This window comes from Kitasatospora sp. NPDC058444, from assembly GCF_042721415.1.
Lineage (GTDB): Bacteria > Actinomycetota > Actinomycetes > Streptomycetales > Streptomycetaceae > Kitasatospora.
This window is the reverse complement of the sequence record NZ_JBHXLL010000024.1, coordinates 24,871-47,966: the sequence shown is the minus strand read 5'-3', so window position 1 is coordinate 47,966 and position 23,096 is coordinate 24,871. Positions and strand designations below refer to the sequence as shown.

Here is a 23,096-nt window from a genome sequence, read left to right as displayed (position 1 = left end):
CGGCGGGCGGCGGGGAGGCGGCGGTTCCTACCGAATGCGCGCGGTGATCGGCAGGTGGGTGAAGCCCGCGATGATGTTCGAGCGCATCCGCCGGGGCGCACCGGCGAGTTCGAAGCCGGTGTACCGGCCGAGCAGTTCGGCGAACAGGATCCGCAGGGCCACCCGTGCGACGGTGTGTCCGATGCAGTAGTGCGCGCCGACGCCGAACGCGATGTGCTTGTTGGGCCGCCGCCGGATGTCGAAGGTGTCCGGGTCGGCGAACACGGTCTCGTCGCGGTTGGCCGACCCCAGCCACACGACGACCGCGTCCCCCGCGGGGATCGGCACGCCCCGGATCTCGACGTCGCGGGTGGCGTGGCGCATGAAGTGCTGGGTGGGCGAGGCCCAGCGCAGGGCCTCCTCGACGCCGCTGCCGAGCAGCTCCGGGTGTGCCGCCCAGTCGTCCAGGGCCGTGGTCCCGGCGAGTTCGGCCATCGCCGCGACCGGTGGCTGGGCGGTGGTGACGGTCGCGCCGAGCAGCAGGCTGTAGCAGTTGGACACGATCTCGCCCGGCGACAGTCGGCGTCCGTCCAGTTCCATCGTGAGCAGCACGCTGACCAGGTCGTCGCCCGGTGCGCGCCGACGGGCGGTGACGAGGTCCTGGAAGTAGGCGAACAGTTCCCGGTGGGCGGTCACGAGGGTGGCCTGTGGTCCGGCGGCGAGCTGGAACTCGGGGTCGTCCGCGGCGATGCAGGCGTGGGCGAGCCGGACCAGCCGCGGCCAGTCCTGTTCCGGGAGCGCCATCATGGTGCCGATCACCGCCATCGGCAGGGTGGCCATGGCGGCGGCGAAGTCGCACGGGCCGCCGTCGGCCAGCGGCCTGAGCAGCTCGACGACGACCCGGCGGATGGCCTCCCGGTCGTTCTCCACCGTCTTGATCGACAGCGCCTGCTGGAGCGGGCCGCGCAGGTGCGCGTGCCGGGGCGGGTCGGTCGCGGCCATCTGCCGGCCGCCGGCGGGGTCGCCCTGGCCGAGGAGGTTGAGCAGGGTGCCCTGTTCGGAGGTGAACGTGGCGTGGTCGCGGAGGACCCGGTTGGCCTCGGCGTAGCCGACGACCGACCAGTAGCCGAGGTCTCCGACCGACTGCCGGCTCACCGGGGCCTCGCGGCGCAGCCGTCGCCACACCGCGTGCGCCCCGCCCGAGTGGTAGAGGTCGGGGTCGATCAGGTCGACCGGCTGGGGAGCGAGGGCGGGGCATCGCGTGGTCGGGGGAACCTCCGTCATCGGGACCGCTCCTCCCGGGCCCCGTCGGCCGGGCCCTCCGTCGCGTCGTCCGGGCCTGCGATCGCGCCGTCCGGGCCTGCGATCGGGCCGTCCGGGCCTGCCGTCCGTATCCGCTCGGTGAGGGCCGTCGCCAGCTCGGCGACGGTCGGCGACAGGTACAGGGTCTGCGCGGGGAGGTCCACGTCGAACTCGCGCTGGGTGGCGACCAGGAGGTCGGTGGCCAGCAGGGAGTGTCCGCCGAGGTCGAAGAAGTCGTCGTCGATGCCGACCGGTTCGATGCCGAGGACGTCGCCCCACAGCTCGGTCAGTCGCGTCTGGACCTCGGTGAGCGGCGGGACGAACTCGTTGGCCACGTTGCGCGGCACCCGGGTGGCGGTGGGCAGGGCCCGGCGGTCGATCTTGCCGTTGCGGTTCACCGGCAGCTCGGGACGGACGAGGATCGCCCAGGGGATCAGGTAGCCCGGCAGCCTGTCCCGCAGTTCACGGCGCAGCCGCCGGCCGAGGTCGGCGGTGCCGGCCGGATCGGGTTCCACGGGCACGACGTAGGCCAGGAGCCGGGTGCCGCCCGCCGGATCGGGTTGCGGCAGCACGACCGCGTGCCGCACCTCGGCGAGCCGTTCCAGCTCGACCTCGACGGCGCGCGGTTCGGCGCGGTAACCCTGGACCTTGACCTGGTCGTCCGCCCGGCCGACGAACTCCAGCGTGCCGTCCGGCAGCCATCGCACGAGGTCGCCGGTGCGGTACATCCGGGCGCCCGGCTCCGTCCCGAACGGATCGGGCAGGAACCGTTCGGCCGTCGCGGCCGGGCGGCCCAGGTAGCCGCGGGCCAGGCCCGCGCCGGCCACGTACAGTTCCCCGCACTCGCCGACGGGCACCGGCCGGAGGTCGCCGTCCAGCACCGTGACCCTGGTGCCGCTGATCGGGCGGCCGATCGGCACGCTCCGCAGCTCCGGAAGGGTGCTGCTGGTCCAGCAGGTCGTGTAGGTGGTGTTCTCGGTCGGTCCGTAGCCGTTGGTGAAGAGCAGCTCCGGGTGGCGGGCCAGCAGGTGCTGGACGTGGCCCGGCGAGGCCACGTCGCCCCCGGTGAGGACGTGCCGCACGCCGGCGAACGCCTCCGGGTGGGAGCTCACCATCTGGTGGAGGAGCCCGGTGGTCAGCAGCAGGACCGTCACGCGCTCGGCCCGGACGACGCGCGCCACGTGCTCCAGCGTGATGGCGACCGGGGGGAAGAGGACCAGTCGGCAGCCGTTGACGAGGGGGGCCCAGATCTCGAACGTGGACGCGTCGAACGCGACCGGCGCGAGGTGGAAGAAGACGTCCTCGGCGCGGACGTCCATCCAGTCCGCGCCCCGGACGAGGCGGTCGATCGCCCGGTGGGGCACGCCGACGCCCTTGGGTTCGCCGGTGGAGCCCGAGGTGTAGCTGACGTAGGCGAGCCGGTCCGGGTCGCCGGGACGGACCGGGGCCGCCGGCCCGGCGGCCGGCTCCTGCGCTGGGCGGCCTTCCGTCACCGTGACGACGGTGCCGGGCAGCTGGTCGCGCAGGGCCTCCTCGGTGATCACCATGCCCGCGCCGGCGTCCTCGAGCAGCAGCGCGTGGCGGCCGGCCGGGTCGTCCGGTTCGAGTCCGAGGTACGCCCCGCCCGCGATGAGGACGGCGAGCAGGGCCACGATCAGCTCCGGCGACCGCGGCACCAGCACGCCCACGACGTCCTCCTGCGCCAGTCCGGCCGCTCGCAGCCGCCCGGCGAGCCGGTGGGCGCGGTCGTCGAGCTGCCGGTAGGTCAGGGTCCGTCCGTCGCAGGTGACGGCGGGCGCGTGCGGGGCCCGCCGCGCCTGTTCGGCGACCAGCTCGTGGATGGCCCGGGCGTCGAACGGCGGCCGGCCGCTGCCGACGAACGCCGGGTTGTCGAAGGTGTCGGAGGTGTCGGAGGTGTGGACCGTCGTGGTCAACTGCTTCCCGCTTTCCTGTGCTGGAGTGTCCCCGTCGGGGTTGAACGTGCGCGGCGTGCGGCGGGCGGTGTCGCCGGGGGCGTCCACCGCCTCAGGCGCCTCAGACCGCCGGCACGTGGAAGAAGGTGTCCCGCGCGGCGATGCGGCCCTGCGGTGTCATCCGGAAGAAGTCGGCGAACCGCAGCTCGACCTCGCCGCCGTCGTGCAGCACGCCGCGGAACAGGCCGTGCACCGCGACCTCGTCGCCGGTCGTGACCACGGTGGCCAGGGTGTGCACGCCGGTGCGGATCACCCGCTGGTCGCGGTAGAAGCGTTCCAGTTCGGCGTGCCCGACCATCGGCCGGTAGCCGGGGCGGTGGTAGCGGGCGTCCGGGGTGAACAGGGCGACCAGCGCGGGCACGTCCCCGGCGTCGACGAGCTGGTAGTAGCGGCGGACCTGGGACACCCCCAGGGCCGGGGCCGTCGGGGTCTCCGGTGCGGCCGGTGGAGCGGCCGGTGGTGCGGGTGGTGCGGGCGTTCCGTCGGGAGGGGGAAGGGTGTGGACCATGCCGAGGTGCTTCCTGTCATCGCTGTCAGACGATCGCTGTCAGGGTCGTGGACGGGGTGAGAGGTCCGGGACGGCCGCGGCGTCCGGGGCTTCGTCGAGCGCTTCGAGCAGGCGCGCCGGGGTGGGTGCCTGGAACAGGGCGCCGAGGGTGAGTTCGCGGCCGAACCTCACCCTCACCCGGTTGACCAGCCGGGTCGCGAGCAGGGAATTGCCGCCCAGCGCGAAGAATCCGTCCTCGACGCCCACCGCGGGCCGGCCGAGCACCTCGGCGAACAGGGCGCACATCGTCTGCTCCGCCGGGGTCCGCGGCCCCGGGCCGGACGCTGCCGGTGCCGGGTCCGGGTCCGGGACGGGCAGCGCGGCCCGGTCGATCTTCCCCCTGGGCGTCAGGGGGAAGGCGTCGAGCGTGACGATCACCGCAGGCACCATGTAGTCCGGCAGGACCGCGCGGGCGTGCTCCCGCACCGACGCCGGGTCGAGCCCCGGGTCCCCGGCCGGGACGACGTAGCCGATCAGACGCCGGTCGGACGGGGTGGTACCCGGGGCCGCGACGACGGTCGCCTGGGCGACCGCGGGATGCCCGGCCAGGACCGCCTCGATCTCGCCCGGTTCGATGCGGAAACCGTGGAGCTTGACCTGCTCGTCCGCGCGGCCGAGGAACTCGAGTTCCCCCTCGGCGTTCCAGCGGACCACGTCGCCCGTGCGGTACATCCGCTCCCCCGGTCCGCCGAACGGGCACGGCACGAACTGGCCGGCCGTCCGGCGGGGGTCGTTCAGGTACCCGCGCGCCACGCCCGCGCCGGCGACGTACAGCACGCCGGCCACCCCCGGCGGCACCGGCGACAGCGCCTCGTCCAGGACGTACACCCGCCTGTTGTCCACCGGTCGGCCGAGGGGGACGACGTCGGGCACGGCCTGACCGGGGCGCAGCACCCGGCGCGTGGTGAACGTCGTGGCCTCGGTGGGGCCGTACCCGGCGACCACCACGGAGTCCGGGCAACGCGCCAGGACGCGCCGCACCGCGTCGGCCGGCACGATGTCACCGCCGGTCCACACCTGGCCGACCCGGGCCAGCGTGCCGGGGGACTCCTCGGCGAACACCCGGAACAGCCCGGCCGTCAACCACAGCGAGCCGACCCGGTGATCGACGATGAGCCGGTGGAGGTCCGAGAGCGCCAGCTCTCCGGGCGGGGCCACGATCACCCGGCCGCCGTTGAGCAGCGGCACCCACCACTCGTAGGTCGAGGCGTCGAAGGCGTGCGGGGAGTGCGCGAGGACGCGCGGGCCGTCCTCCTCGCGCCAACAGCGCTGCGCGGTCAGGCTGACGACGTTGCGGTGGCTCAGGGCCACCCCCTTCGGCGTGCCCGTGGACCCGGAGGTGTACAGCACGCACGCCAGGTGGTCCGGGCGCAGCGGCACGACGGGGTCGGTGGCCGGCTCGTCGGCGAGGCCGGGGTCGGCGTCGACGACGACGGCCGGTGTGCGGTGGGACGGCGCGTGGTCCCGGGTGGCCCGGTGGGTGAGCAGCACCGCCGCCCCGGTGTCCGCCAGGACGCGGCGCAGGCGGGCCGTCGGGGCCCGGGTGTCCAGCGGCACGTAGGCGCCGCCGGCCTTGCTGATCGCCAGGACCGACACCACCACGTCGACGGAGCGTTCCATGAGCACGGCCACCGTGCTGTCGCAGCGGACGCCGAGGGCGATGAGCCGGTGCGCCAGCCGGTTGGCCCTCGCGTTCAACTCCGCGTAGGACAGGGTGGTTTCGCCGCACACCACGGCGGGCGCGTCGGGCGCGCGGCGGACCTCGGCGGCGAAGGCCAGCGGCACCGTCGGGTGCGGCAGCGGTTGCGCGGTGCGGTTGGCGGCCACGACGGTCCGGTGCCGTTCCTCGGGGGTGAGGAGGTCGGGCCGGCCGATCGGCCGGTCCGGGTCGGCGTGGGCCACCGCGTCCAGGAACCGCAGGAACCGCCGCTGGTGGGCGGTGAGTTCGGCCTCGGAGTAGAGCGCGGGGTTCGCGTCGACGTCGAGCCGGGGCTCGGTGCCGTCGGAGCGGTCGTAGACGGAGAACGAGAGGTCCTCGACCGGCCCGTTGGACAGGTTGTGCACGGTGGCCCGGACGCCCGCGAAGTCCAGGTGGTAGTAGAAGGACATGATGTTGACGACGGGCCCGAACAGGACCCGCTCCGAGCGTGCCGGATCCAGCTCCCTGCGCAGGTCCTCGCTGCGGTGGCGCTGGTGCGGGCGCAGGGCGGCGACCTCCTCGGCCACCTGTCGCGCGAGTGCGGACAGACCCTGTTCCGGGTGCACGCGCAGCCGCAGCGGCACCACGTTCGCCACCATGCCGGGGACGGCCGGCGCGCGGGTGCCGGTGCGCCCGGTCACCGGCGTGCTGAGCACGATGTCCCGTTCGCCGGTGAGGCGGTGGAGGTAGGCGGCGACCGTCGCGGTGAAGGCGGTGGGCCAGCTCGCCCGGGCGGGTCGCGCGGCCCGCCGCAGCGCGGCCACGGTGGGCGCGTCGAGGGTGGCGGTGCGGCGCAGGAAGGTGTCCGAGGCGGCCGCCGAGCGGCTGGCGAGGCTGACCGGATCCGGCCGGCCGGCCAGCCGGGCCGCCCAGAACTCCCGGTCCTGGGCGGGCTGTTGCGACGCGTGGTGGGCGGCGTCGTGGTCCAGCAGCCGGCGCAGCGACCCGAAGGCCGGTCCTGCCCCGCCCCTGCCCTCGACCAGCGCGGTGTACGTCTTGGCGACGCGGCGCGCGATGAGCGACATGCTGAAGCCGTCGACCACGATGTGGTGGACGCGCTGGTACCAGAGGAAGCGGTCCGGCGCGATGGTGAACAGGGCCTGGCGGAAGAGCGGGTCCCGGGTGAGCCCGACCGGTGTGGCCAGGTCGGCGCGCATCCACCGCTCGGCCGCCCGCAGCGGATCCGGTGCCGACGTCAGGTCGACGTGGTGCATCGTCCAGTCGGGCGAGGCGGTGACGACCTGCCGGGGGCCGTCGGCACCGTCGGTGAGGCGAACGCGCAGTGACTCCGTCTCGCCCACCACGCGCCGCACGGCCGCCTCGAACAGCTCCGGGTCGATCGGCCCGGGGATGTCCACGTACTCGCCGGTGTTGTAGGCGGGACTGCCGGGGCGCAGGTGGTGGGCGAACCAGATGCCGGACTGCGCCGACGACAGCGGAAGCTCGTGTCCGTCGTTCATCCGAGCTCCTCCAGGGCGGCCGACAGCGCGTCGGCGAACGGCGCGACGTGGGGCGGCGACAGCATGTCGTGGTGGTTGCCGGGCACCTCGACCACGGTCAGCGCCCCTCGGGTGCGTTCGCGCCACCGGGCGGGGACCACGACCGGGCCGGCGAGCTCGGGGTGGGCCTCGGCGCTCGTGAACAGGTGGATCGGTGTCCGCAGCTGTGCCGTCGACCGGTAGCGCCGGGCGGCGTCGCCGTTGGTGGTGAGGACCCGCACCATGCGGCGCAGTTGTTCGCTGCGCGCCCGCGGGGGAAGGTGCTCACGGGCGTGCGCGTCGTGGAGCAGCAGGGCGAGGGCGTCGTGCTCCTCGGACCCACCGGCGGGCCCCCGGTCGGCCCCCCGGTCGGGCCCCTGGTCGGGCCCGTCGGTGGATCCACCGGTGGACGCGGGCGCCCCGGCGTCGATGATCCCGAGGAATCCCGGCGGGCTCCCCTGCTCCTCCAGCAGGCGGGCCATCTCGAAGGTGACCAGCCCGCCGAAGGACCAGCCGGCCAGCAGGTACGGGCCGTCGGGCAGGACGGACCGCAGCTCCCGCAGGTAGCGCTGCGCCTGCTCCTCGACGGTGGCCAGTGGCGGCTCCTCGGTGGTGTAGCCGACGGCCTCCAGGCCGTAGACGGGCCGACCGCCGACGGGGCGTTCCGCGGGCCCTTCGGCGACCGGTTCGGCGAGCTGCTCGGTGAACGGCTCGGCGGGCCGTTCGGCAGCCGGTTCGGCGAGGCGGTCGGTGAGCTGTCCGGCCAGGTGGAGGAAGGAGCACACGTCGCCGCTCTGCGGGTGCACCAGGATCAGCGGCGCCCTGCGGCGGTCGCCTTCGGCCAGCGGAACCACGAGCCGGCGCAGGGCCCGCGACGCGTCGGGCAGCTCCGCGCACAGCGCCTCGACGGTGGGATGGCGGAACACCGTGTTCAGCGGCACGGTGATCCCCCACTCCCGCCGGATCGCCTCCACGAGCTCGACCGCCCTGAGGGAGTGCCCGCCCAGCGCGAAGAAGTCGTCCCGGACACCGACCCGCGGGGTGCCCAGCACGCGCTCCCAGATCCTGGTCATCAGGAGTTCCAGCCGGTCGCGCGGCGGCAGCGCGCCCGCCTCGTGCGCGTGGCGGGCGGGCGCGGGCAGGGCCGCGCGGTCCACCTTGCCGTTGGTGGTCAACGGGATCCGGTCGAGTGCGGTCAGCGTGGCGGGCACCATGAACTCGGGCAGCGTCTCGCGCAGGGAGCGCCGCAGGTCCGCCAGGTCACCGGGCCGGTCCTGCCACACCAGGTAGCCGGCCAGTTCGGCGTCCGTCCCACCGCCGCGCACCGTCACCGCGGCCCTGGCGACGCCGGGCTGCGCGCACAGCGCGGCCTCGATCTCGCCCAGCTCGATGCGGTACCCCCGGATCTTCACCTGCTCGTCGGTGCGGCCGAGGAAGACCAGGCTGCCGTCCGGCAGGTACCGGGCCAGGTCGCCGGTCCGGTACAGCCGTCCGCCGGCGGGACCGAACGGGTCGGGCACGAAGCGCTCGGCGGTCAGCCCCGGCCGGTTGGCGTACCCGCGGGTGACGCCGACCCCGCCGATGTGGATCTCACCCGGCACGCCGACGGGCACCGGGGCGCCGGCGGGGTCCAGCAGGTGGATCCGGAGGTTGCCGAGCGGCCGGCCAATCGGCACGGACCCGCCCGGCCGGGCCAGGTCCCGTTCGGCGTCCACGCGCCGGGTAACACAGCCGACGGACGCCTCGGTCGGGCCGTAGCCGTTCCACAGCGTGGTGACCCGGTCGAGGAGCCGCCGGGCCAGGGCGGGCTGGAGCGGTTCGCCCACGCAGATGGCCTGGAACCGGCCGCCCTGCCAGCCGCTGTCCAGCAGCAGGAGCCAGGTGGCCGGCGTGGCCATCAGCGTGGTGACGCCGAACTCGCGCATCATCTCCGTCAGGCGCGGGCCGTCGACCGCGACGTCCGACGGGGCGATCACCACGCCGGCGCCCCAGGCCAGGGGCATCAGCACCTGGGGGACGATGACGTCGAAGGAGATCGAGGCCACCGAGGCGACGACGTCGTCCTCGCCGAGGGCGAGCTGTCGGCCGCGGACCACCAGGTAGTTGACCACGCCCTCGTGCGGGACCAGCACGGCCTTGGGGCGGCCGGTCGAACCGGAGGTGTAGATCGAGTACGCCAGGTCGGCGGGTGTCGCGAGCGGGGGCAGCCGGTCGTCGGGCAGGGCCGCGATGAGCCGGGCCTCGGCGTCCGTCCACACCGTCGCGGCGTCGTGCCGCGGCAGCCGGTCGGCCAGGGAGCGCCGGGTGATCAGCAGCGGGACCTCGGCGTCGGCGAGCATGAACGACAGGCGCTGGGCCGGGAGGTCCGGGTCCAGCGGCAGGTAGGCGGCGCCCGACTTGAGGACGGCCAGCAGGGCCACGACCAGGTCCGCCGAGCGCGGCAGGCAGACGCCGACCAGGCGTTCCGGCCGTGCTCCCCGGGCTCGCAGGTGCCGGGCCAGGCGGTTGGCCCGGCGGTCGAGTTCGCGGTAGGTCAGCCGCTCGGTGCCGCAGCGGACCGCCACCGCGTCGGGGGTGCGCCGGGCCTGCTCCTCGACCAGCTCGTGGACGCAGAGGTCCGAAGGAAAGGGTTCGTCGGTGGCGTTGGCGGCCACCAGCAGCGCTTCGCGCTCGGGCTCGGTGAGCAGGTCCAGGCGCGAGACGGGACGGTCGGGATCGCCGGCCGCGGAATCCAGCAGCCGGAGGTAGTGGCCGACCAGCCGCTCCACGCTCGCGCGGTCGAACAGGTCGGTGTCGAAGGCCACGGTCCCGGTCGTGCCGCTCGACCGCTCGGCGATCACCAGGCTGAGGTCGACCTTGGCCGTGCCGTTGTCCACGTCGACCTGTTCCACCTCCGTCCCCGGCAGGCGGAGGGAGGCACTCGGGCCGGACAGACCGGCGACCATCACCTGGAACAGCGGGTTGCGGTCGAGGCCGCGGGCCGGCCGCAGTTCCTGCACCAGCCGCTCGAAGGGCAGGTCCTGGTGCGCGTAGGCGTCCACGGCGGTCCGGCGGACCCGATCGAGCAGTTCGGCGAAGCTCGGGTCGCCCGAGAGGTCGGTGCGGACGACCACGGTGTTGATGAACGAGCCCACCAGCGGGTCGAGTTCCGGACGGGTCCGGCCCGCGACCGGTGTGCCGACCGCCACGTCGGACTGCCCGCTGTAGCGGGCGAGCAGGGCCTGGAACGCGGCGAGCAGCGTCATGAACATCGTGGCGCCGTGCCGCCGGCCCAGCAGCCGCAGCCGCCCGGCCAGTGCCTCGGGCACCGTGAAGGTGATCCGCTCGCCGCGGCCCGTGCGGACCGGTCCGCGCGGACGGTCGGTGGGCAGGTCCAGGGGCGGCAGTCCGGCCAACTGCGCGGTCCAGTAGTCCAGTTGGCCCTGTAGGCGTTCGTCGGAGAGCCGAGTCCGCTGCCAGTGGGCGAAGTCCGCGTACTGGATCCGCAAGGGGGGCAGCTCGTGCGCGCGCCCCTCCAGCCGGCTCCGGTACAGCTCCGACAGGTCGTCCCACAGCAGCGGCATCGACCAGCCGTCGACGGCGATGTGGTGGACGACCACCACCAGGAGGTGTTCCTCCTCGTCGACCCGCAGCAGTGACGCGCGCAGCAGCGGGGCGGTGGCCAGGTCGAACGGGCGCAGGATCTCGGAGTGGACGAGATCGAGGGCCAGCCGCGTCCGGTGCCGCGCGGGCTCGGTCCGCAGGTCCGTGACGGGCAGGTCGAGCGGCCGGGCCGGTTCGACCGAGGGGCTGGGGCGCCCGTCCCGCTCGGGGAAGGCGGTGCGCAGGACTTCGTGGCGCCGCACCAGCTCGGTGAGGCCGTGGCCGAGGGCGGCCGCGTCCAGCGGGCCGCGCAACCGGAAGACCTCGTGGACGTTGTAGAGCGCGGGGCCGTCGGAGAGCCGCTCGACCAGCCACAGGCGCTCCTGGGTGAACGAGGCCACCTGTGCGCCCTCCGGGCGGGGCGGGACGGCCGCCTCCGGCTCGCTCCCGGCGGCCCTGCTGCGGGCCGCGCGGACGCGCTGGTCGAGCAGGGCCCGGGTGACGGCCGGCGTGGGGGCAGCCGGCGTGGGGGCGGCCGGTCGGCCGGGCTCGGGTCGGATGGGCTGTGCCTTCACGGGTGACGGGCCTCTCCGGCGGGCAGCGATTCCGCTTCGGCGGCACCGAGGTCCGCCAGCAGCGCCGCGTCGATGCCGTCGGCGAGTTCGGCGACGGTCGGGTGGTGGAACAGCAGGGCGACCGGCAGTTCGAGGTCGAGTGCCCGGCCGAGCCGGGACATGACCTTCGACACGAGGAGCGAGTGGCCGCCCAGTTCGAAGAAGTCGCTGTGCACGCCGTCCGGGGTGACACCGAGCACCTCGGCCCAGGTCTCCAGCACGAGGAGCTCGGTCTCGGTCTCGGTCCTGGTCTCGGTCCTGGTGACGGGACTGCCGGCCTGCTCGGCGTCGGGCCGCGGGGCCGCGGGCTGCCCGGTGGCGGTGCCGGGGACCGTCGGAGCGGAGCGGCCCACGGGCAGGCCGTCGGGGGTCTGCCACGCCGAGATCGGCTGTTCGGGGCTGCCGACGAGGTGGCCGAGCAGCGCCCCGAAGCCCTCGGAGAGGCGCCGCACCGTGTCCCGGTCGAAGAGGTCGGCGGCGTAGCGGACGACGCCGGTGAAGCGGTCACCGTGGTCCGTCATGGAGACCTCGATGTCGAACTTCGCCACGTCGTTCGGTATCCGGTGGCCACTCACCTCCAGCCCCGGAAGGCCGGACGGGAGCGCGGGCGGATCCTCCAGCTGGAACATGACGGTGACCAGCGGGTGCTGGCCGAGATCGCGTTCGGGCCGCAGCTCCTGCACCAGCCGTTCGAAGGGGACGTCCTGGTGGGCGTAGGCCTCCACCGCGCCCCGCCGTACCCGGGCGAGCACGTCGGTGAAGCCGGGGTCGCCCGACAGGTCGGTGCGCAGCACGAGGGTGTTGACGAAGAAGCCGACCAGCGGCTCCACCTCGATCCGGGTGCGCCCGGAGATCGGCGTGCCCACCGTCACCTCGGCCTGTCCCGTGCAGCGCGCGAGCAGGACCTGGAAGGCGGCCAGCAGCGCCATGAACGGCGTCACCTCGTGGGCGCGCCCCAGTTCCCGTACGCGGTCGGCGAGTTCCGCGGGGATCTCGATCTCCACCTGGTCGCCCCGGCCCGACCACACGGCGGGGCGGGGTCGGTCCGTCGGGAGCACCGACGGGCTCAAACCCGCCAAGCGTTCGCGCCAGTAGGCGAGTTGGTTCAGCAGGGCCGGTCCGTCCTGGTGGCTCCGCTGCCAGTCGGCGAAGTCGGCGTACTGGACGGGCAGGTCCGCCAGGGCGATCGGCCGGCCGGCGACGGCGGCGCCGTATCCGGCGGAGAACTCCTGCCAGAGCACCGACAGCGACCAGCCGTCGCAGGCGATGTGGTGGATCACCAGGAGCAGCAGGTGGTCGTCGGGGGCGACGCGGATCAGCCGGGCCCGCAGCATCGGAGCGGTCCCGAGGTCGAACGGGGTCGCCAGATCGGCGGCCACCAGCTCCCGGGCCCGCTGCCAGGCCCGCTCCGCCGAGGTGTGCGTCAGATCGGTGACCGTCGGCGCGAAGGTCCCGACCGGCTCCGTGACATGGCGCGGGCCGTCCTCGGAGTCGACGATCCTGCCGCGCAACACCTCGTGGCGCCGCACGACTTCGGTCAGCGCCCGGACGAGCGCCCCCTCGTCCAGTGGGCCGCGCAGGCGGACCGCGGTCGGGACGTTGTGGTCCGGCCGGCCCGGCCGCAGCCGATCGAGGAACCACAGCCGTTGCTGGGCGAAGGACAACAGGGTCGGAGCGTGCGCGCGCCGATCGGGAACAGACATGACGGATCCACCTTTCACGGCGATCGGGAACGCTTCAGCACCCCCGGAAATCCCCTCGCCGATTCGCTGGTTCGCGAACAGTACGGCGGATAGTAGGCAGCTCCCATCTCACTCCGCAAGACAAGGAAGAGGGTTGCGGGCATCAAGACAATCTTTACGCCAGCCGACGGGAATCCTTATGTAGATCGAACACACTCGATGGTTAGCATCGGCGCTTCGGCCCATGGAACCGTCACTGACGTGCCGTCATGAGGTGAATCGGACACGCCACTTCCCCGGACGGGCGGCACGTGATAATTCTTCTTTCGCCACGGGGAGGCCGCTTCGGCCCCCTTTCCTGTCGGGCCTTCATTGTTCCGAATGAGATCGGTGAACCCGTTGCGTGAACTCATCCGTTGTATATGAACTCACCCCCCGTTGCGTGAACTCGGAGAAGTCATGGTGCAACAGCAGAGCCTGGTGGGTTCATTCGTCTCGCACGCCACCGAACACCCCGGTGATCCGGCGTTGGTGTGGCGCGGAGAGGAGACGACCTACCGTGAACTCCACCTGCTGGCGGAGCGGGAGCGCGTCCGGATCGCCCGGCTCGCCCCTGGCGGGGACGAGCCGATCGGCATCCCGGCCGCCAAGTCGCCCGCCACGATCGCCCTGGTGCTCGCCTGCCTCCTGGAAGGACGGCGCTTCCTGCTGCTGCCGGCGCCCACGCCGGACGGGAGAACGTCCGACGCGCTGGTCGAGCAGGCCGGAATCCTGCACGTCCTCTCGCCGGAGGGCCCCCAGGCGCCCGGCCCCGTGCCGGGCACCTCGGAGCGGCAGCGTGCCTCGGACCGGCCGGGGGAACCGAAGGCACCGCGCCGTACGGAGCCCGCCGACGTCTCCTTCATGTTCACCACCTCCGGGTCCACCGGGAGGCCGAAGATCGTGCCCCTGAGCACGGGGGCGGTGGACCGCTTCACCACCTGGGCCGGCGAGCGGTTCGGCATCCGCCGGGGAACGACGGTCCTCAACTACGCCCCGCTCACCTTCGACCTGTGCCTGCTGGACATCTGGACCACGCTCAGGTTCGGCGGCCGGGTCGTCCTGGTCGACCCGGCCCTGGCCACCCACCCGGGCCACCTGCTGGACCTCGTGTCCCGCCACGCGGTCCGACTCGTCCAGGCGGTACCGATGTTCTACCGGCTGCTGCTCGACGCGGCCGCCGGGAGCGGCCGGCGGCTCGACACGGTCGAGCACGTCGTCTTCACCGGTGACAGCATGCCCGCCCACTGCCTGGCCGGACTTCCGCACCTGTTCCCCGGTGCGCGGCTCTACAACGTCTACGGCTGCACCGAGACCAACGACAGCTTCCTGCACGAGGTCGACGGCACCGAGCCGGCGGACGGCCCGGTGCCGATCGGGCGCCCGCTGCCCGGGGTCCACGCGGTGATCGTCGGTGCCGACGGCGGGGTCCTCACCGGGCCGGGAACCGGCGAGCTCCACGTCGCGACGCCGTTCCAGACCGACGGCTACCTGGACCGGGAACAGGACGCGGACCGGTTCGCGCCCCACCACCACGAAGGGCGGACGCGGCGCTACTTCCGCAGCGGCGACCTCGTCCGGCGTGACCGGGACGGCCGCATCACCCTGGAGGGCCGCAACGACCACCAGGTCAAGGTCCGCGGCGTACGGGTCAACACCCACGAGGTCGAGCAGGTGCTGCTCGGCCACCCCGACGTCGTCGAGGCGGCCGTGGTGGCCGTGCCCGACCCGGTGGCCGGCCGCCTGCTGCGGAGCGTGGTCCGCCGCGCCCCGGACAGCCGGCTGAACTCGCTGGCGCTGCGCCGGCACTGCGCCCGACGGCTTCCGCTCACCGCCGTCCCCTCGACCCTGCTGATCGTGGACGACCCGCTGCCCAGGACGTCCACCGGAAAGATCGACCGCACCCCCATCCAGCACGCCTGCTCCCCCGAGCACACCGAATCCCCGTCCCAGCCAACCGAAGGAACGGCCACGTGAAACACGCCGCGACAGTCACGCAGTTCATCATCGAGGAGTTCCTGCCGGACGTCGGCGCTAACGAGCTGGACGCCGACTACGACCTCGTGGACGGCGGGGTCATCGACAGCCTCGGCCTGCTCAAGACGATCGCCTGGCTCGAGGACCGCTTCGACCTGCGCGTCGAGGAGTTCGACCTCGACCCGGACAGCTTCCGCTCCGTCGCCTCGATCAGCGGGTTCATCGAGCGGGCCCGGCGGCAGCGGACGGACTCCCGGTAGTCATGCACGAGGTGCTGCGAGCGCTGATCGCCCGGGACCGCACCGTCGATCAGGAGTTGTGGGGGTCCTTCTGGGACCAGTTGCGGGACGGCGCACTCCGGTCCGGCGAGACGGTGGCACTGCTGTCCTCGCTGTCCACCCGGATGCCCGAGGGCGACACGCTGGTCGGGATGCTCCGTTCACTGGACGAGCGCCGGCCGGCCGTCGCCGCGTGGCCGGCCGGCACGGCCAACATCGTCGGCACCGGAGGCGGGCCGGCCACGTTCAACATCTCCACCGCGGCGGCGCTCCTCGCCGCGGCCCTGGGCGTGCGCGTCGTCAAGACGGGATCCCGCGCCTACACGAGCTCCTGCGGCTCCCACGATCTCCTCGAGCGCCTCGGCATCGCGACGACCACCTCGTACGAGCAGACCGACACCCTGCTGGAACGCTTCGGCATCGCCTTCCCCGGGAATTTCGTCTACCCGCGGGAGGTGGCGCTGCTGGCCCGGAGCATCGTGCCGATGGACCTGCGGACGATCGGCGGATTCGTCAACGCGGTCGGCCCCTTCCTGGCCGCGGTGCCGGTCTCCGCCCAGATCGTCGGTGTCTCGGACCACTCGCTGCTGCCGACTCTGGGCCGGGTCGCCGCCACGGTCGCCGACCGGAGGATCTGGCTCTGCTCCAACGAGCTGGGAATCGACGAGCTCGTCAGCTCCGTCGACAACCTCGTCCTGACCAACGACGGCACCGAGGGGGTCGGGCTGCCGGCCGAGGCACCCGGTCCCGGGCGCGGCACGATCGCCGACCTCCGGCCGGCCGCGGCGGGAGCGGACGTGGTCGGCCACTTCCTCGACGTGCTCTCCGGGGACGGCCCAGCTCTCGCGACGCGCACCGTCTGCCTGAACGCCGCCGCCCTGGCCGTCGCGAGCGGGCTGATCGACGGCTGGCCGGAGGCGATCGGGGCGGCCGACGACGCCCTGCGCGGCGGCGCCGCACGCGAGCTCGTCGACCGCCTGCGGGCGCGGCCGGCGCGCCGCGTGGCGACCACGGCGCGTGCGCGGTGAGCGTGTTCTTCGCGCACCGGCCACCGGACCGGCCCGGCCTGGCGGTGTTCCTCAACGCCGGAGACCCCCCGCTGCCCGTCCTGGCCGACGTCATGCGGATGCTCGACGACTGCCGGGTGGACTGCCTGGAGCTGGCGGTGCCCTTTCCCCACTCGGTCACCGACGGGCCCGTCATCCGCCGATCGGCGCAGCGGGCCCTGGCCGAGGGTGTCGGACTCGACGAGGTGCTCGACTTCCTGGTCGGGATCCTGCCCCGGCTGCGCCACCTGCGGGTGGCACTGCTGGCCGACTGGAGCCACACGGTCAGAGGCCTGACCGTGCCCGGCTTCGTCCGGCGGGTCGCCGACTCGGGCGTCGACGGGCTGCTGGTCCACGGCCTGCCACCGCGGCTGCGGGCCGGCTACCTCGAAGCGGTGCGGGAGGCGGGGCTGCCCGTGGTGGCCACCTGCTACACCGCGTCGGCGGCCGAGGTGAAGGCCGCGGCCGCCGAGTGCGCCACCGCGTACCTGTACCTGGTGGCCCACTACGGCCGCAGCGGCGGCGAGTTGAAGGCCGACCACCGGGAGCTGGCCGCCGCGCTGGCCGCACTGCGCAGGACGGCCGCCGTACCGATCGCCGTCGGATTCGGCGTCCGTTCCAGGGCGGACATCGCCCTACTGCACCGCCTCGGCGCCGACGCCGCGGTCGTGGGCAGCGCCGGGGTCGCCCGGATCGAGCAGGCCCTCGCCGAAGGGGCCGATGTGGTCGAGGAGTTCCACACCTTCGTGCACACCGTTTCGCCGTGTTCAGCAAACCGCTAGGAGGCACACCCGATGATCGTCCGACGCCTTGACAAAGTGACCACCGTGGACTGGGGCAACGGGCTCAGCCGCAGGTTCCTTCTCGAATCCGACGGCCTGGGCTACACGATGACGGACACCACCGTCCGCGCCGGCACCAAGTCGCGGCTGGAGTACCGCCGCCACCTGGAGGCCTGCTACTGCATCGACGGATCGGGCGAGGTGGTGCTCGCCGACGGCACGGCCCACCCGATCGAGCCGGGCACGCTGTACGCGCTCGACCGCAACGAAGCCCACTTCCTGATCGCGGGCCAGGACGAGGACCTCCGCCTGGTGTGCGTGTTCGCCCCCGCGCTGCGCGGCGACGAACGCCACAACCTGGACTCGGCCGAATTCTCCGAGTACTGAGAAGGGCTGACGGATGATCAGGTGGAACGCCGAGCAGATCGCGCTGGGCGAAGGGATCGGCCGGTGGTGCGAGGAGCTCAGCTCGGGCCATCTCGAGCGGGACGCGGCAGGAGCCTTCCCGCGGGACAAGTGGGAGCTGATCCGGCGGTCCGGAATCCTCGGCCTGCCGTTCGACGAGCAGTGGGGCGGGCTGGGACAGGACCTGCTCACCACCATGCACGTGCTCGAACAGCTCGGTGCCGGGTGCCGTGACGGCGGACTGAACTTCTCGGTCGCCACCCACCTGGTCGGCGCCGGGGTCCCGTTGCAACGGTTCGGGTCGCCGGATCTCAAGGCGCGCCACCTGCCCGGGATCTGCTCGGGAGCGACGATCGGGGCGCACGCGATCAGTGAGCCCGGGAGCGGCTCCGACGCGCTGGCGATGCGGACCACGGCCACCCGCGAGGACGACGGCTTCGTGCTGCGGGGCTCCAAGTCCTTCGTCACCAACGGCCCGGTGGCCGACGTGTTCGTGGTCTACGCGCGCACCCACCCGGACGGCGGCCCGCTCGGCGTCACCGCCTTCGTCGTGGAGCGGGACACCCCGGGACTGGTCGTCGGGGCACCCGTCGCCACCATGGGGCTGCGGACCGCGCCGCTGGGCGAACTGCACTTCGACGACTGCAGGATCCCCGCGTCCGCCGTGATCGGCCGGGTCGGATCCGGGTTCCTGGTCCTGGACCACGTGATGAAGTGGGAGATCCTCTGCTCCTTCGTCATCAACGCCGGGCAGATGCGCTACCGGCTCGACCGCTGCGTCGAGTACGCCAGGGAACGCGTCCAGTTCGGCAAGCCGATCGGCTCCTACCAGTCGGTCTCCCACAAGATCGTGGACATGCGGATCGGCCTCGACACCGCGCGGAAGTGGCTCTACGACACGGCGGTCCGGCTGACGGAGGGCGAGAACGTCACGACGGACATCGCCGCCACCAAGCTCCTCGCCGGCGAGGGCAACCTCTCCTCCGCGCTGGCCGCCGTGCAGATCTTCGGCGGCAGCGGGTACCTGGCCGAGTACGGGCTGGAGAAGGACCTGCGCGACGCGGTCGCCGGCCCGATCTACTCGGGCACCTCGGAGATCCAACGCAACCGCATCGCCGCCATGTTGGGGCTGTGACACCTGATGCTGGTCAAGATCTGCGGAGCCGCCACGGCCGAGGACGTGGCGACGCTCGACCGCGCCGGAGTCGACCTCGTCGGCCTGTGGCACGGCGTTCCCGGGGGCCGAACGGACCTGATGTACAGTCAGTTCCTACTGCTCGCCGCCGAAGTGCACCGAACGGCGCGACTGCGTCCGGTCCTCGTGACCTTCCTCGACGACGCCGAGGCACTGCGCGCGGCGACGGCCGCGGCCCGGGTGCGGTGGGTCCAGCTGCACGGCTACCAGCCACCGGGCCTGGTCCGCGCGCTGAAGGCCGCCACGGACCTCACCGTGGTCAAGGTGCTGCACCTCGGTCCGGCCATCCGCGCGGAACGGTCCCTGATCCCGGCGTACGAGCGGGCGGGAACGGACGTCTTCCTGCTGGACGCGGTGGCCGGGGACGGCCGGATCGGCAGTACCGGGCAACCCGCGGCCCCCGGGGCCGTCACCGAGATCGCGGACCGCCTCTCGCGCCCCTTCCTGCTGGCCGGCGGCATCTCGGCCGACAACCGGGAGGACTACCGGGCGGTGCTGGACCACCCCCTGTACCTGGGCATCGACGTGGACACCGCGGCCAGGGACCCCGGCGGACGGCTGAACAGCGACCGGGTCACGGCCCTGCGGCGCGGTTGGCGGGCGACGGACGGCACCGGAGCGCCCGGATGACGGCCGCGTTCATCGAGGCGCTGCTGGACGCCCGCCGACCGGTGATCATGGAGCTCAAGCGGCAGGACGCCGCAGGCCACGACCTGTTCGGTGACAGATCGGCCGCCCGCCTGGTGGCCGACTACCAGGACGTCGGCGCCCCCTGCCTGTCCGTGGTGACCGGGCGGTGGTTCGGCGGCACCCGGGAGCTGCTGCGCGAGGTCGTGGCGGCGACGGACCTGCCCGTGCTGCAGAAGGACTTCATCACCCGCCGGAGCCACCTGCACCAGGCCCGCGAGGACGGCGCGTCCGCGGTCCTGCTCACCGCCGCGCTGCTGCCGCGCGCCACCCTGGGCCGTCTGGTCGACCTCGGCCTGCGCCTGGGCCTGACGCCGTTCGTCGAGGTCACCACCGAGGAGGAGATCAGCCGCGTGCCACGCGCCGAGGAGTGCGTGGTCGCGGTGAACAACAAGGACATCGCCACCCGCGAACGCGGCGCGGGCGACCTCGGGCGGAGCTCGGCACTGCTGCCCGCGGTGCTGCGCGGCGGCACCCGGTGCCCGGTGAGCGCCGGGGCCGTCCGCCGCCCCGACGACGCCGCCCGCCTGCTCGGGGAGGGCTTCGCCGGCGTGCTCGTCGGCACGGGCCTCCTGCGCGCCGCGAGCCTGCCGCAATGGCTGGACGGCCTCGACGCCCGCCTCGGCACCGGCCCCGGCACCCCTCGTCACACCGGCCCCGACGCCGGCCACGAACCGACTCCACCCGTCCGCCGCCCGGCGGACCCCCCGACCACGGACACCCGGAGGTAACGGCATGACCAGCGAAGCACCCGAGCAGTGGAAGGTCGTCGTCAACGACGAGGAGCAGTACTCGATCTGGTCCGCCGACCGCGAGTCCCCGGCGGGCTGGCACGAGGTCGGCGTACGGGGCGCGAAGGACGAATGCCTCGCGCACATCGAACGCGTGTGGACCGACATGCGCCCCCGCAGCCTGCGCCTGCGCTCCGTCCCGGAGGACGGTGCGCAATGAGCCTGACGCACGCACCGCACGGTGCGCCCCCGGCGAGCGGGCCCGTGCTCACCACCGCCCTGAACCTCGCGAGCTGCCAGGCCCGGGGCTGGGTCGTCGTCGACTCCGTGGTCGACGGCCTGGCCATGGGCGGCACCAGGATGACCGGGACGGTCACCGAGCAGGAACTGGCCGGGCTCGCCAGGGCGATGACCCACAAGCTGGCACTGGTCGGGCTGCCCATCGGTGGCGCCAAGGCCGGCATCGCACCCGATCCGGGCGCCACCGTCGAGCGGCAGGAGGTGATGCGCGGGTTCGGCCGCGCCGCGGCCCCGCTGCTGCACGGCGGGGTGTACCTGGGGTGCGACCAGGGCACCACCTACGCCGACCGGCAGCTGGCCTTCGAGGCCGCCGGGTACGACGTCACCCGCCGCCCCGGCACCACCCGCCTCACCGTCGACTGGGCCGAACTGTGGGACCACATGGGCGACATCACCGGGTTCGGCGTGGCCGTCGCGGTGCTCGGCGCCCTGCGGGCCTCCGGTGCGCGGACCCCGCAGCGCATCGCGGTCCAGGGCTTCGGCACGGTCGGGCGCGCGGTGGCCGGTCACCTGGCCGCCCACGGCCACCGGGTGGTGGCCGTGGCCGACGTCAACGGCACCGTCGAGGACCAGCGCGGACTGCCCGTCGCCGAACTCGCCGCGCTCACCGGCAGCGACGGCGCGATCGACCGGAGCCGGCTGCCCGCCCGGGTCACCGTCCACGGGCCCGGGCAGGCATGGCTGCACGTCGACGCCGACGTGCTGGTGCTGGCGGCATCCGCCTCCGCGGTCGACGAGCAGGCGGTGCCGGCCGTCCGGGCCCGCCTGGTGGTCGAGGGCGGGAACCTGAGCTGCACCGCACCGGCCCGCCGGCTGCTGCGCGAGGCCGGCCACACCGTCCTGCCGGACGTGGTCGTCAACGTCGGCGGCGCGGCGGCGACGGGCTGTGTGCTCGCCGGGCTGGCCCCGTCCGACCTGCCGCTCCCGCACCTGTCCGCGTGGCTGCGCGAGTGGGTCGCCGGCAGGATCACCGGGAACTGCGAGCTGGTGCAGGAGCTGAGCGCCTCCGGCAGCGCCGATCCGGTCGCGCAGCTCCTCGGTTCGCGCTGATTTCCACCCGGTGGCGGATCGGGGTGCGCCTCGCGCCGCCCCGATCCGCTCGACGGCGCCCGAAGGCGCGGGTCCGCTACTTGAGCGGGTTGGCGTACGAGGCCAGGTCGGCGACGGCCTGCGTGAAGCGGGTCACCGCCGAGCCCGGGTCGAGGACGTCGCGGGCGGCGGTCAGCAGCGCGTTCCGCAGCCGGGCGTTCGGGGCGAGGTAGCCGAGCTGGGTGAGCGCCTTGGACTGGAGGGCGCGGGCCTGCTTCTCGGTGGCGGCCGGGACGGCCAGCGGGATCGAGGCGGCGGAGATGACCGGGTCGAGCAGCAGCACCGCCTTCGCGTAGTCCGGCACCGCGTCGTCGTAGGCGCGCTGCGCGGCGTCCACCTGCTTGCCCGCGCTGCCCGGCAGCAGCAGCCCCGCCTTGGCGGTCGCGGCCAGCTGCGGGGCGCCCAGGGCGGTGCCGTACAGCTTGGACCACACCTCGCGCACGGTGCGGGCGGGGGTGTCCAGGTAGCCGGGGGTGGCGAGCAGCGGGGCGACGGCGCCCGCGTCGGGTACGGCGGTGGCGGCGGTACGCCGGCCGGCCAGCCACGTGGAGACCTGCTCCTTGCCCCAGACCGGCCACCCGTACGCGCCGAAGCCGATCTCGGCCGTGGTGCCGAAGGCGGCGGTGGTGGCGTTCAGCAGGTCGGCGCGGCCCTTGCCCGGGGCGCCCAGCAGGCCGGCACCGGCGAGGTGGACGGCCTTGAACTCGGGCAGGTAGAGGTTCAGTTCGGCGGGCGAGGCGTGTCCGGTCGCGGGCTGAAGGACCAGCTTCACCCCGGCCACCTCGACCGCGTACAGGCCGTCCCGCCAGGCGACACCGGCCCAGGACGGCCACGTGTCCTTCGGGGTCGAGGGCGACAGCACGCCGCCGACGGTGTCGGTGGGGACGAGGAAGGTCGCCTCGCCGAGGGAGACCGTGCGGCCGAGGTCGGAGTCGACCAGGCCGTGCGGGTTCGGGTGGCCGAGCCGGGTGCCGTAGGCGTAGTCGACCAGCTTGGCATTGCGCGCGCCCTCGGTGACCTGGCGCAGCACCGCGTCGGCGAGGAACCCGTCGGGGGCGTAGACCTTCAGGTCGCCGGGCACGACGTCGCGGACCTCGGCGAACAGTCCGCGCACGCCGCCGAAGTGGTCCACCCCGCTCTGGGTGTGGACGACGGCGCGTACCGGCTTGCTGTTCTCGGTGCCCCTGCGGAACAGTGCCAGCGCGTCGCGGGCCGTCTCGTACGAGCCGAGCGGGTCGATCACCACCAGGCCGTCGCCACCGACGACGATGGTCATGTCGGCGAGGTCGTAGCCGCGCACCTGGTAGAGGCCGTCGGCCACGTAGTACAGCCCGGCGGAGACGGAGTCCAGTTGCCCCTTCCGCCACACCGACGGTGCCACCGCCCCCGGCGCCTCCTCCTGGAGGAAGTCGAAGGCGTCGAACCTCCAGACCACGTCCTCGCCCTTGCGCGAGAAGACGACGCCGGAGTCCGCGGCGGCGACCAGACCGCGCTGGGCGAACTCGAAGTCCCTCCCGGCGTCGGGCAGTTGCTTGGCGCCGGCCTGGTTCTGCTGGGCGACGTAGGCGGTCGGCTCCACGGGCACGAAGGTGTCGGCCACGGGCATGCTCCTCAAGGCAGGGTCGGAGCCGTGCGCTTCCCCACGCACGGCGAGCCCCGACACTAAGTGTGATGTGTCGTACACACAACGGCACGAGTGTTCGGGCTGACC

At 73.6% G+C, this 23,096-nt stretch carries 17 protein-coding genes; 10 read left to right on the top strand and 7 right to left on the bottom strand.

The features are described from left to right. Window positions 1-27: 27 nt before the first annotated feature. The 6 genes from ACFWP2_RS24005 to ACFWP2_RS23980 all read right to left on the bottom strand — a co-directional run bounded on the left by ACFWP2_RS24005 (window position 28) and on the right by ACFWP2_RS23980 (window position 12,877). Complete coding sequence (locus ACFWP2_RS24005; protein ID WP_380454715.1) at window positions 28-1,263, bottom strand: cytochrome P450; 1,236 nt, start codon at window positions 1,261-1,263, stop codon at window positions 28-30. Beyond that, window positions 1,260-3,215, bottom strand: a complete 1,956-nt coding sequence (locus ACFWP2_RS24000) for an amino acid adenylation domain-containing protein (protein ID WP_380454713.1) — start codon at window positions 3,213-3,215, stop codon at window positions 1,260-1,262. Before ACFWP2_RS24000 ends, ACFWP2_RS24005 begins: the two co-directional genes overlap by 4 nt. Before the next feature lie 100 nt (window positions 3,216-3,315). Continuing rightward, window positions 3,316-3,762, bottom strand: a complete 447-nt coding sequence (locus ACFWP2_RS23995) for a nuclear transport factor 2 family protein (protein WP_380454711.1) — start codon at window positions 3,760-3,762, stop codon at window positions 3,316-3,318. A gap of 39 nt (window positions 3,763-3,801) precedes the next feature. Beyond that, complete coding sequence (locus tag ACFWP2_RS23990) at window positions 3,802-6,960, bottom strand: amino acid adenylation domain-containing protein (RefSeq protein ID WP_380454709.1); 3,159 nt, start codon at window positions 6,958-6,960, stop codon at window positions 3,802-3,804. Then, a complete protein-coding gene (locus tag ACFWP2_RS23985) occupies window positions 6,957-11,135 on the bottom strand; it encodes an amino acid adenylation domain-containing protein (RefSeq protein WP_380454707.1) in 4,179 nt (1,392 codons plus the stop codon). Before ACFWP2_RS23985 ends, ACFWP2_RS23990 begins: the two co-directional genes overlap by 4 nt. After that, window positions 11,132-12,877 (bottom strand): condensation domain-containing protein, encoded by a 1,746-nt coding sequence (locus ACFWP2_RS23980; protein ID WP_380454704.1) that lies wholly within the window; start codon window positions 12,875-12,877, stop codon window positions 11,132-11,134. The genes ACFWP2_RS23985 and ACFWP2_RS23980 overlap by 4 nt, the downstream gene beginning before the upstream one ends. Before the next feature lie 438 nt (window positions 12,878-13,315). On the opposite strand from ACFWP2_RS23980, the gene ACFWP2_RS23975 reads away from it, so the two are divergent. The 10 genes from ACFWP2_RS23975 to ACFWP2_RS23930 are packed head-to-tail and all read left to right on the top strand — an operon-like array spanning window position 13,316 to window position 21,346. Beyond that, window positions 13,316-14,872, top strand: coding sequence for an AMP-binding protein (locus tag ACFWP2_RS23975; RefSeq protein ID WP_380454702.1), 1,557 nt, complete (start codon window positions 13,316-13,318; stop codon window positions 14,870-14,872). Further along, window positions 14,869-15,132 (top strand): phosphopantetheine-binding protein, encoded by a 264-nt coding sequence (locus ACFWP2_RS23970; RefSeq protein ID WP_380454700.1) that lies wholly within the window; start codon window positions 14,869-14,871, stop codon window positions 15,130-15,132. The genes ACFWP2_RS23975 and ACFWP2_RS23970 overlap by 4 nt, the downstream gene beginning before the upstream one ends. Window positions 15,133-15,134: 2 nt before the next feature. Next, window positions 15,135-16,178: an anthranilate phosphoribosyltransferase gene (locus tag ACFWP2_RS23965; RefSeq protein ID WP_380454697.1), complete on the top strand. Its 1,044-nt coding sequence runs from the start codon at window positions 15,135-15,137 to the stop codon at window positions 16,176-16,178. Further along, window positions 16,175-16,978 (top strand): tryptophan synthase subunit alpha, encoded by an 804-nt coding sequence (gene trpA / locus ACFWP2_RS23960; protein ID WP_380454695.1) that lies wholly within the window; start codon window positions 16,175-16,177, stop codon window positions 16,976-16,978. Before ACFWP2_RS23965 ends, trpA begins: the two co-directional genes overlap by 4 nt. 12 nt (window positions 16,979-16,990) lie before the next feature. Beyond that, window positions 16,991-17,365 carry an ectoine synthase gene (locus ACFWP2_RS23955; protein WP_380454693.1) on the top strand — a complete coding sequence of 125 codons (375 nt, stop codon included), beginning with the start codon at window positions 16,991-16,993 and terminating at the stop codon, window positions 17,363-17,365. Window positions 17,366-17,378: 13 nt separating this feature from the next. After that, complete coding sequence (locus tag ACFWP2_RS23950) at window positions 17,379-18,518, top strand: acyl-CoA dehydrogenase family protein (protein WP_380454690.1); 1,140 nt, start codon at window positions 17,379-17,381, stop codon at window positions 18,516-18,518. Window positions 18,519-18,524: 6 nt separating this feature from the next. After that, window positions 18,525-19,208: an N-(5'-phosphoribosyl)anthranilate isomerase gene (locus tag ACFWP2_RS23945; RefSeq protein ID WP_380454688.1), complete on the top strand. Its 684-nt coding sequence runs from the start codon at window positions 18,525-18,527 to the stop codon at window positions 19,206-19,208. After that, window positions 19,205-19,996, top strand: coding sequence for an indole-3-glycerol-phosphate synthase (locus ACFWP2_RS23940; RefSeq protein ID WP_380454686.1), 792 nt, complete (start codon window positions 19,205-19,207; stop codon window positions 19,994-19,996). The genes ACFWP2_RS23945 and ACFWP2_RS23940 overlap by 4 nt, the downstream gene beginning before the upstream one ends. Window positions 19,997-20,000: 4 nt before the next feature. Next, entirely contained in the window at window positions 20,001-20,216 is a 216-nt protein-coding gene (locus ACFWP2_RS23935) for an MbtH family protein (RefSeq protein WP_380454683.1), read from the top strand. Then, window positions 20,213-21,346, top strand: a complete 1,134-nt coding sequence (locus ACFWP2_RS23930; RefSeq protein ID WP_380454681.1) for a Glu/Leu/Phe/Val dehydrogenase dimerization domain-containing protein — start codon at window positions 20,213-20,215, stop codon at window positions 21,344-21,346. Before ACFWP2_RS23935 ends, ACFWP2_RS23930 begins: the two co-directional genes overlap by 4 nt. Before the next feature lie 76 nt (window positions 21,347-21,422). Here the strand turns inward: ACFWP2_RS23930 and ACFWP2_RS23925 are convergent, their stop codons facing one another. Then, a complete protein-coding gene (locus ACFWP2_RS23925; protein ID WP_380454678.1) occupies window positions 21,423-22,985 on the bottom strand; it encodes an alkyl sulfatase dimerization domain-containing protein in 1,563 nt (520 codons plus the stop codon). Window positions 22,986-23,096 lie beyond the last annotated feature (111 nt).

Coding starts and splice junctions, on each gene's coding strand:
- ACFWP2_RS24005 (WP_380454715.1), bottom strand. CDS start 1,263: ATGACGGAGGTTCCCCCGACCACGCGATGCCCCGCCCTCGCTCCCCAG.
- ACFWP2_RS23995 (WP_380454711.1), bottom strand. CDS start 3,762: ATGGTCCACACCCTTCCCCCTCCCGACGGAACGCCCGCACCACCCGCA.
- ACFWP2_RS23990 (WP_380454709.1), bottom strand. CDS start 6,960: ATGAACGACGGACACGAGCTTCCGCTGTCGTCGGCGCAGTCCGGCATC.
- ACFWP2_RS23980 (WP_380454704.1), bottom strand. CDS start 12,877: ATGTCTGTTCCCGATCGGCGCGCGCACGCTCCGACCCTGTTGTCCTTC.
- ACFWP2_RS23975 (WP_380454702.1), top strand. CDS start 13,316: ATGGTGCAACAGCAGAGCCTGGTGGGTTCATTCGTCTCGCACGCCACC.
- ACFWP2_RS23965 (WP_380454697.1), top strand. CDS start 15,135: ATGCACGAGGTGCTGCGAGCGCTGATCGCCCGGGACCGCACCGTCGAT.
- ACFWP2_RS23955 (WP_380454693.1), top strand. CDS start 16,991: ATGATCGTCCGACGCCTTGACAAAGTGACCACCGTGGACTGGGGCAAC.
- ACFWP2_RS23950 (WP_380454690.1), top strand. CDS start 17,379: ATGATCAGGTGGAACGCCGAGCAGATCGCGCTGGGCGAAGGGATCGGC.
- ACFWP2_RS23945 (WP_380454688.1), top strand. CDS start 18,525: ATGCTGGTCAAGATCTGCGGAGCCGCCACGGCCGAGGACGTGGCGACG.
- ACFWP2_RS23940 (WP_380454686.1), top strand. CDS start 19,205: ATGACGGCCGCGTTCATCGAGGCGCTGCTGGACGCCCGCCGACCGGTG.
- ACFWP2_RS23935 (WP_380454683.1), top strand. CDS start 20,001: ATGACCAGCGAAGCACCCGAGCAGTGGAAGGTCGTCGTCAACGACGAG.
- ACFWP2_RS23930 (WP_380454681.1), top strand. CDS start 20,213: ATGAGCCTGACGCACGCACCGCACGGTGCGCCCCCGGCGAGCGGGCCC.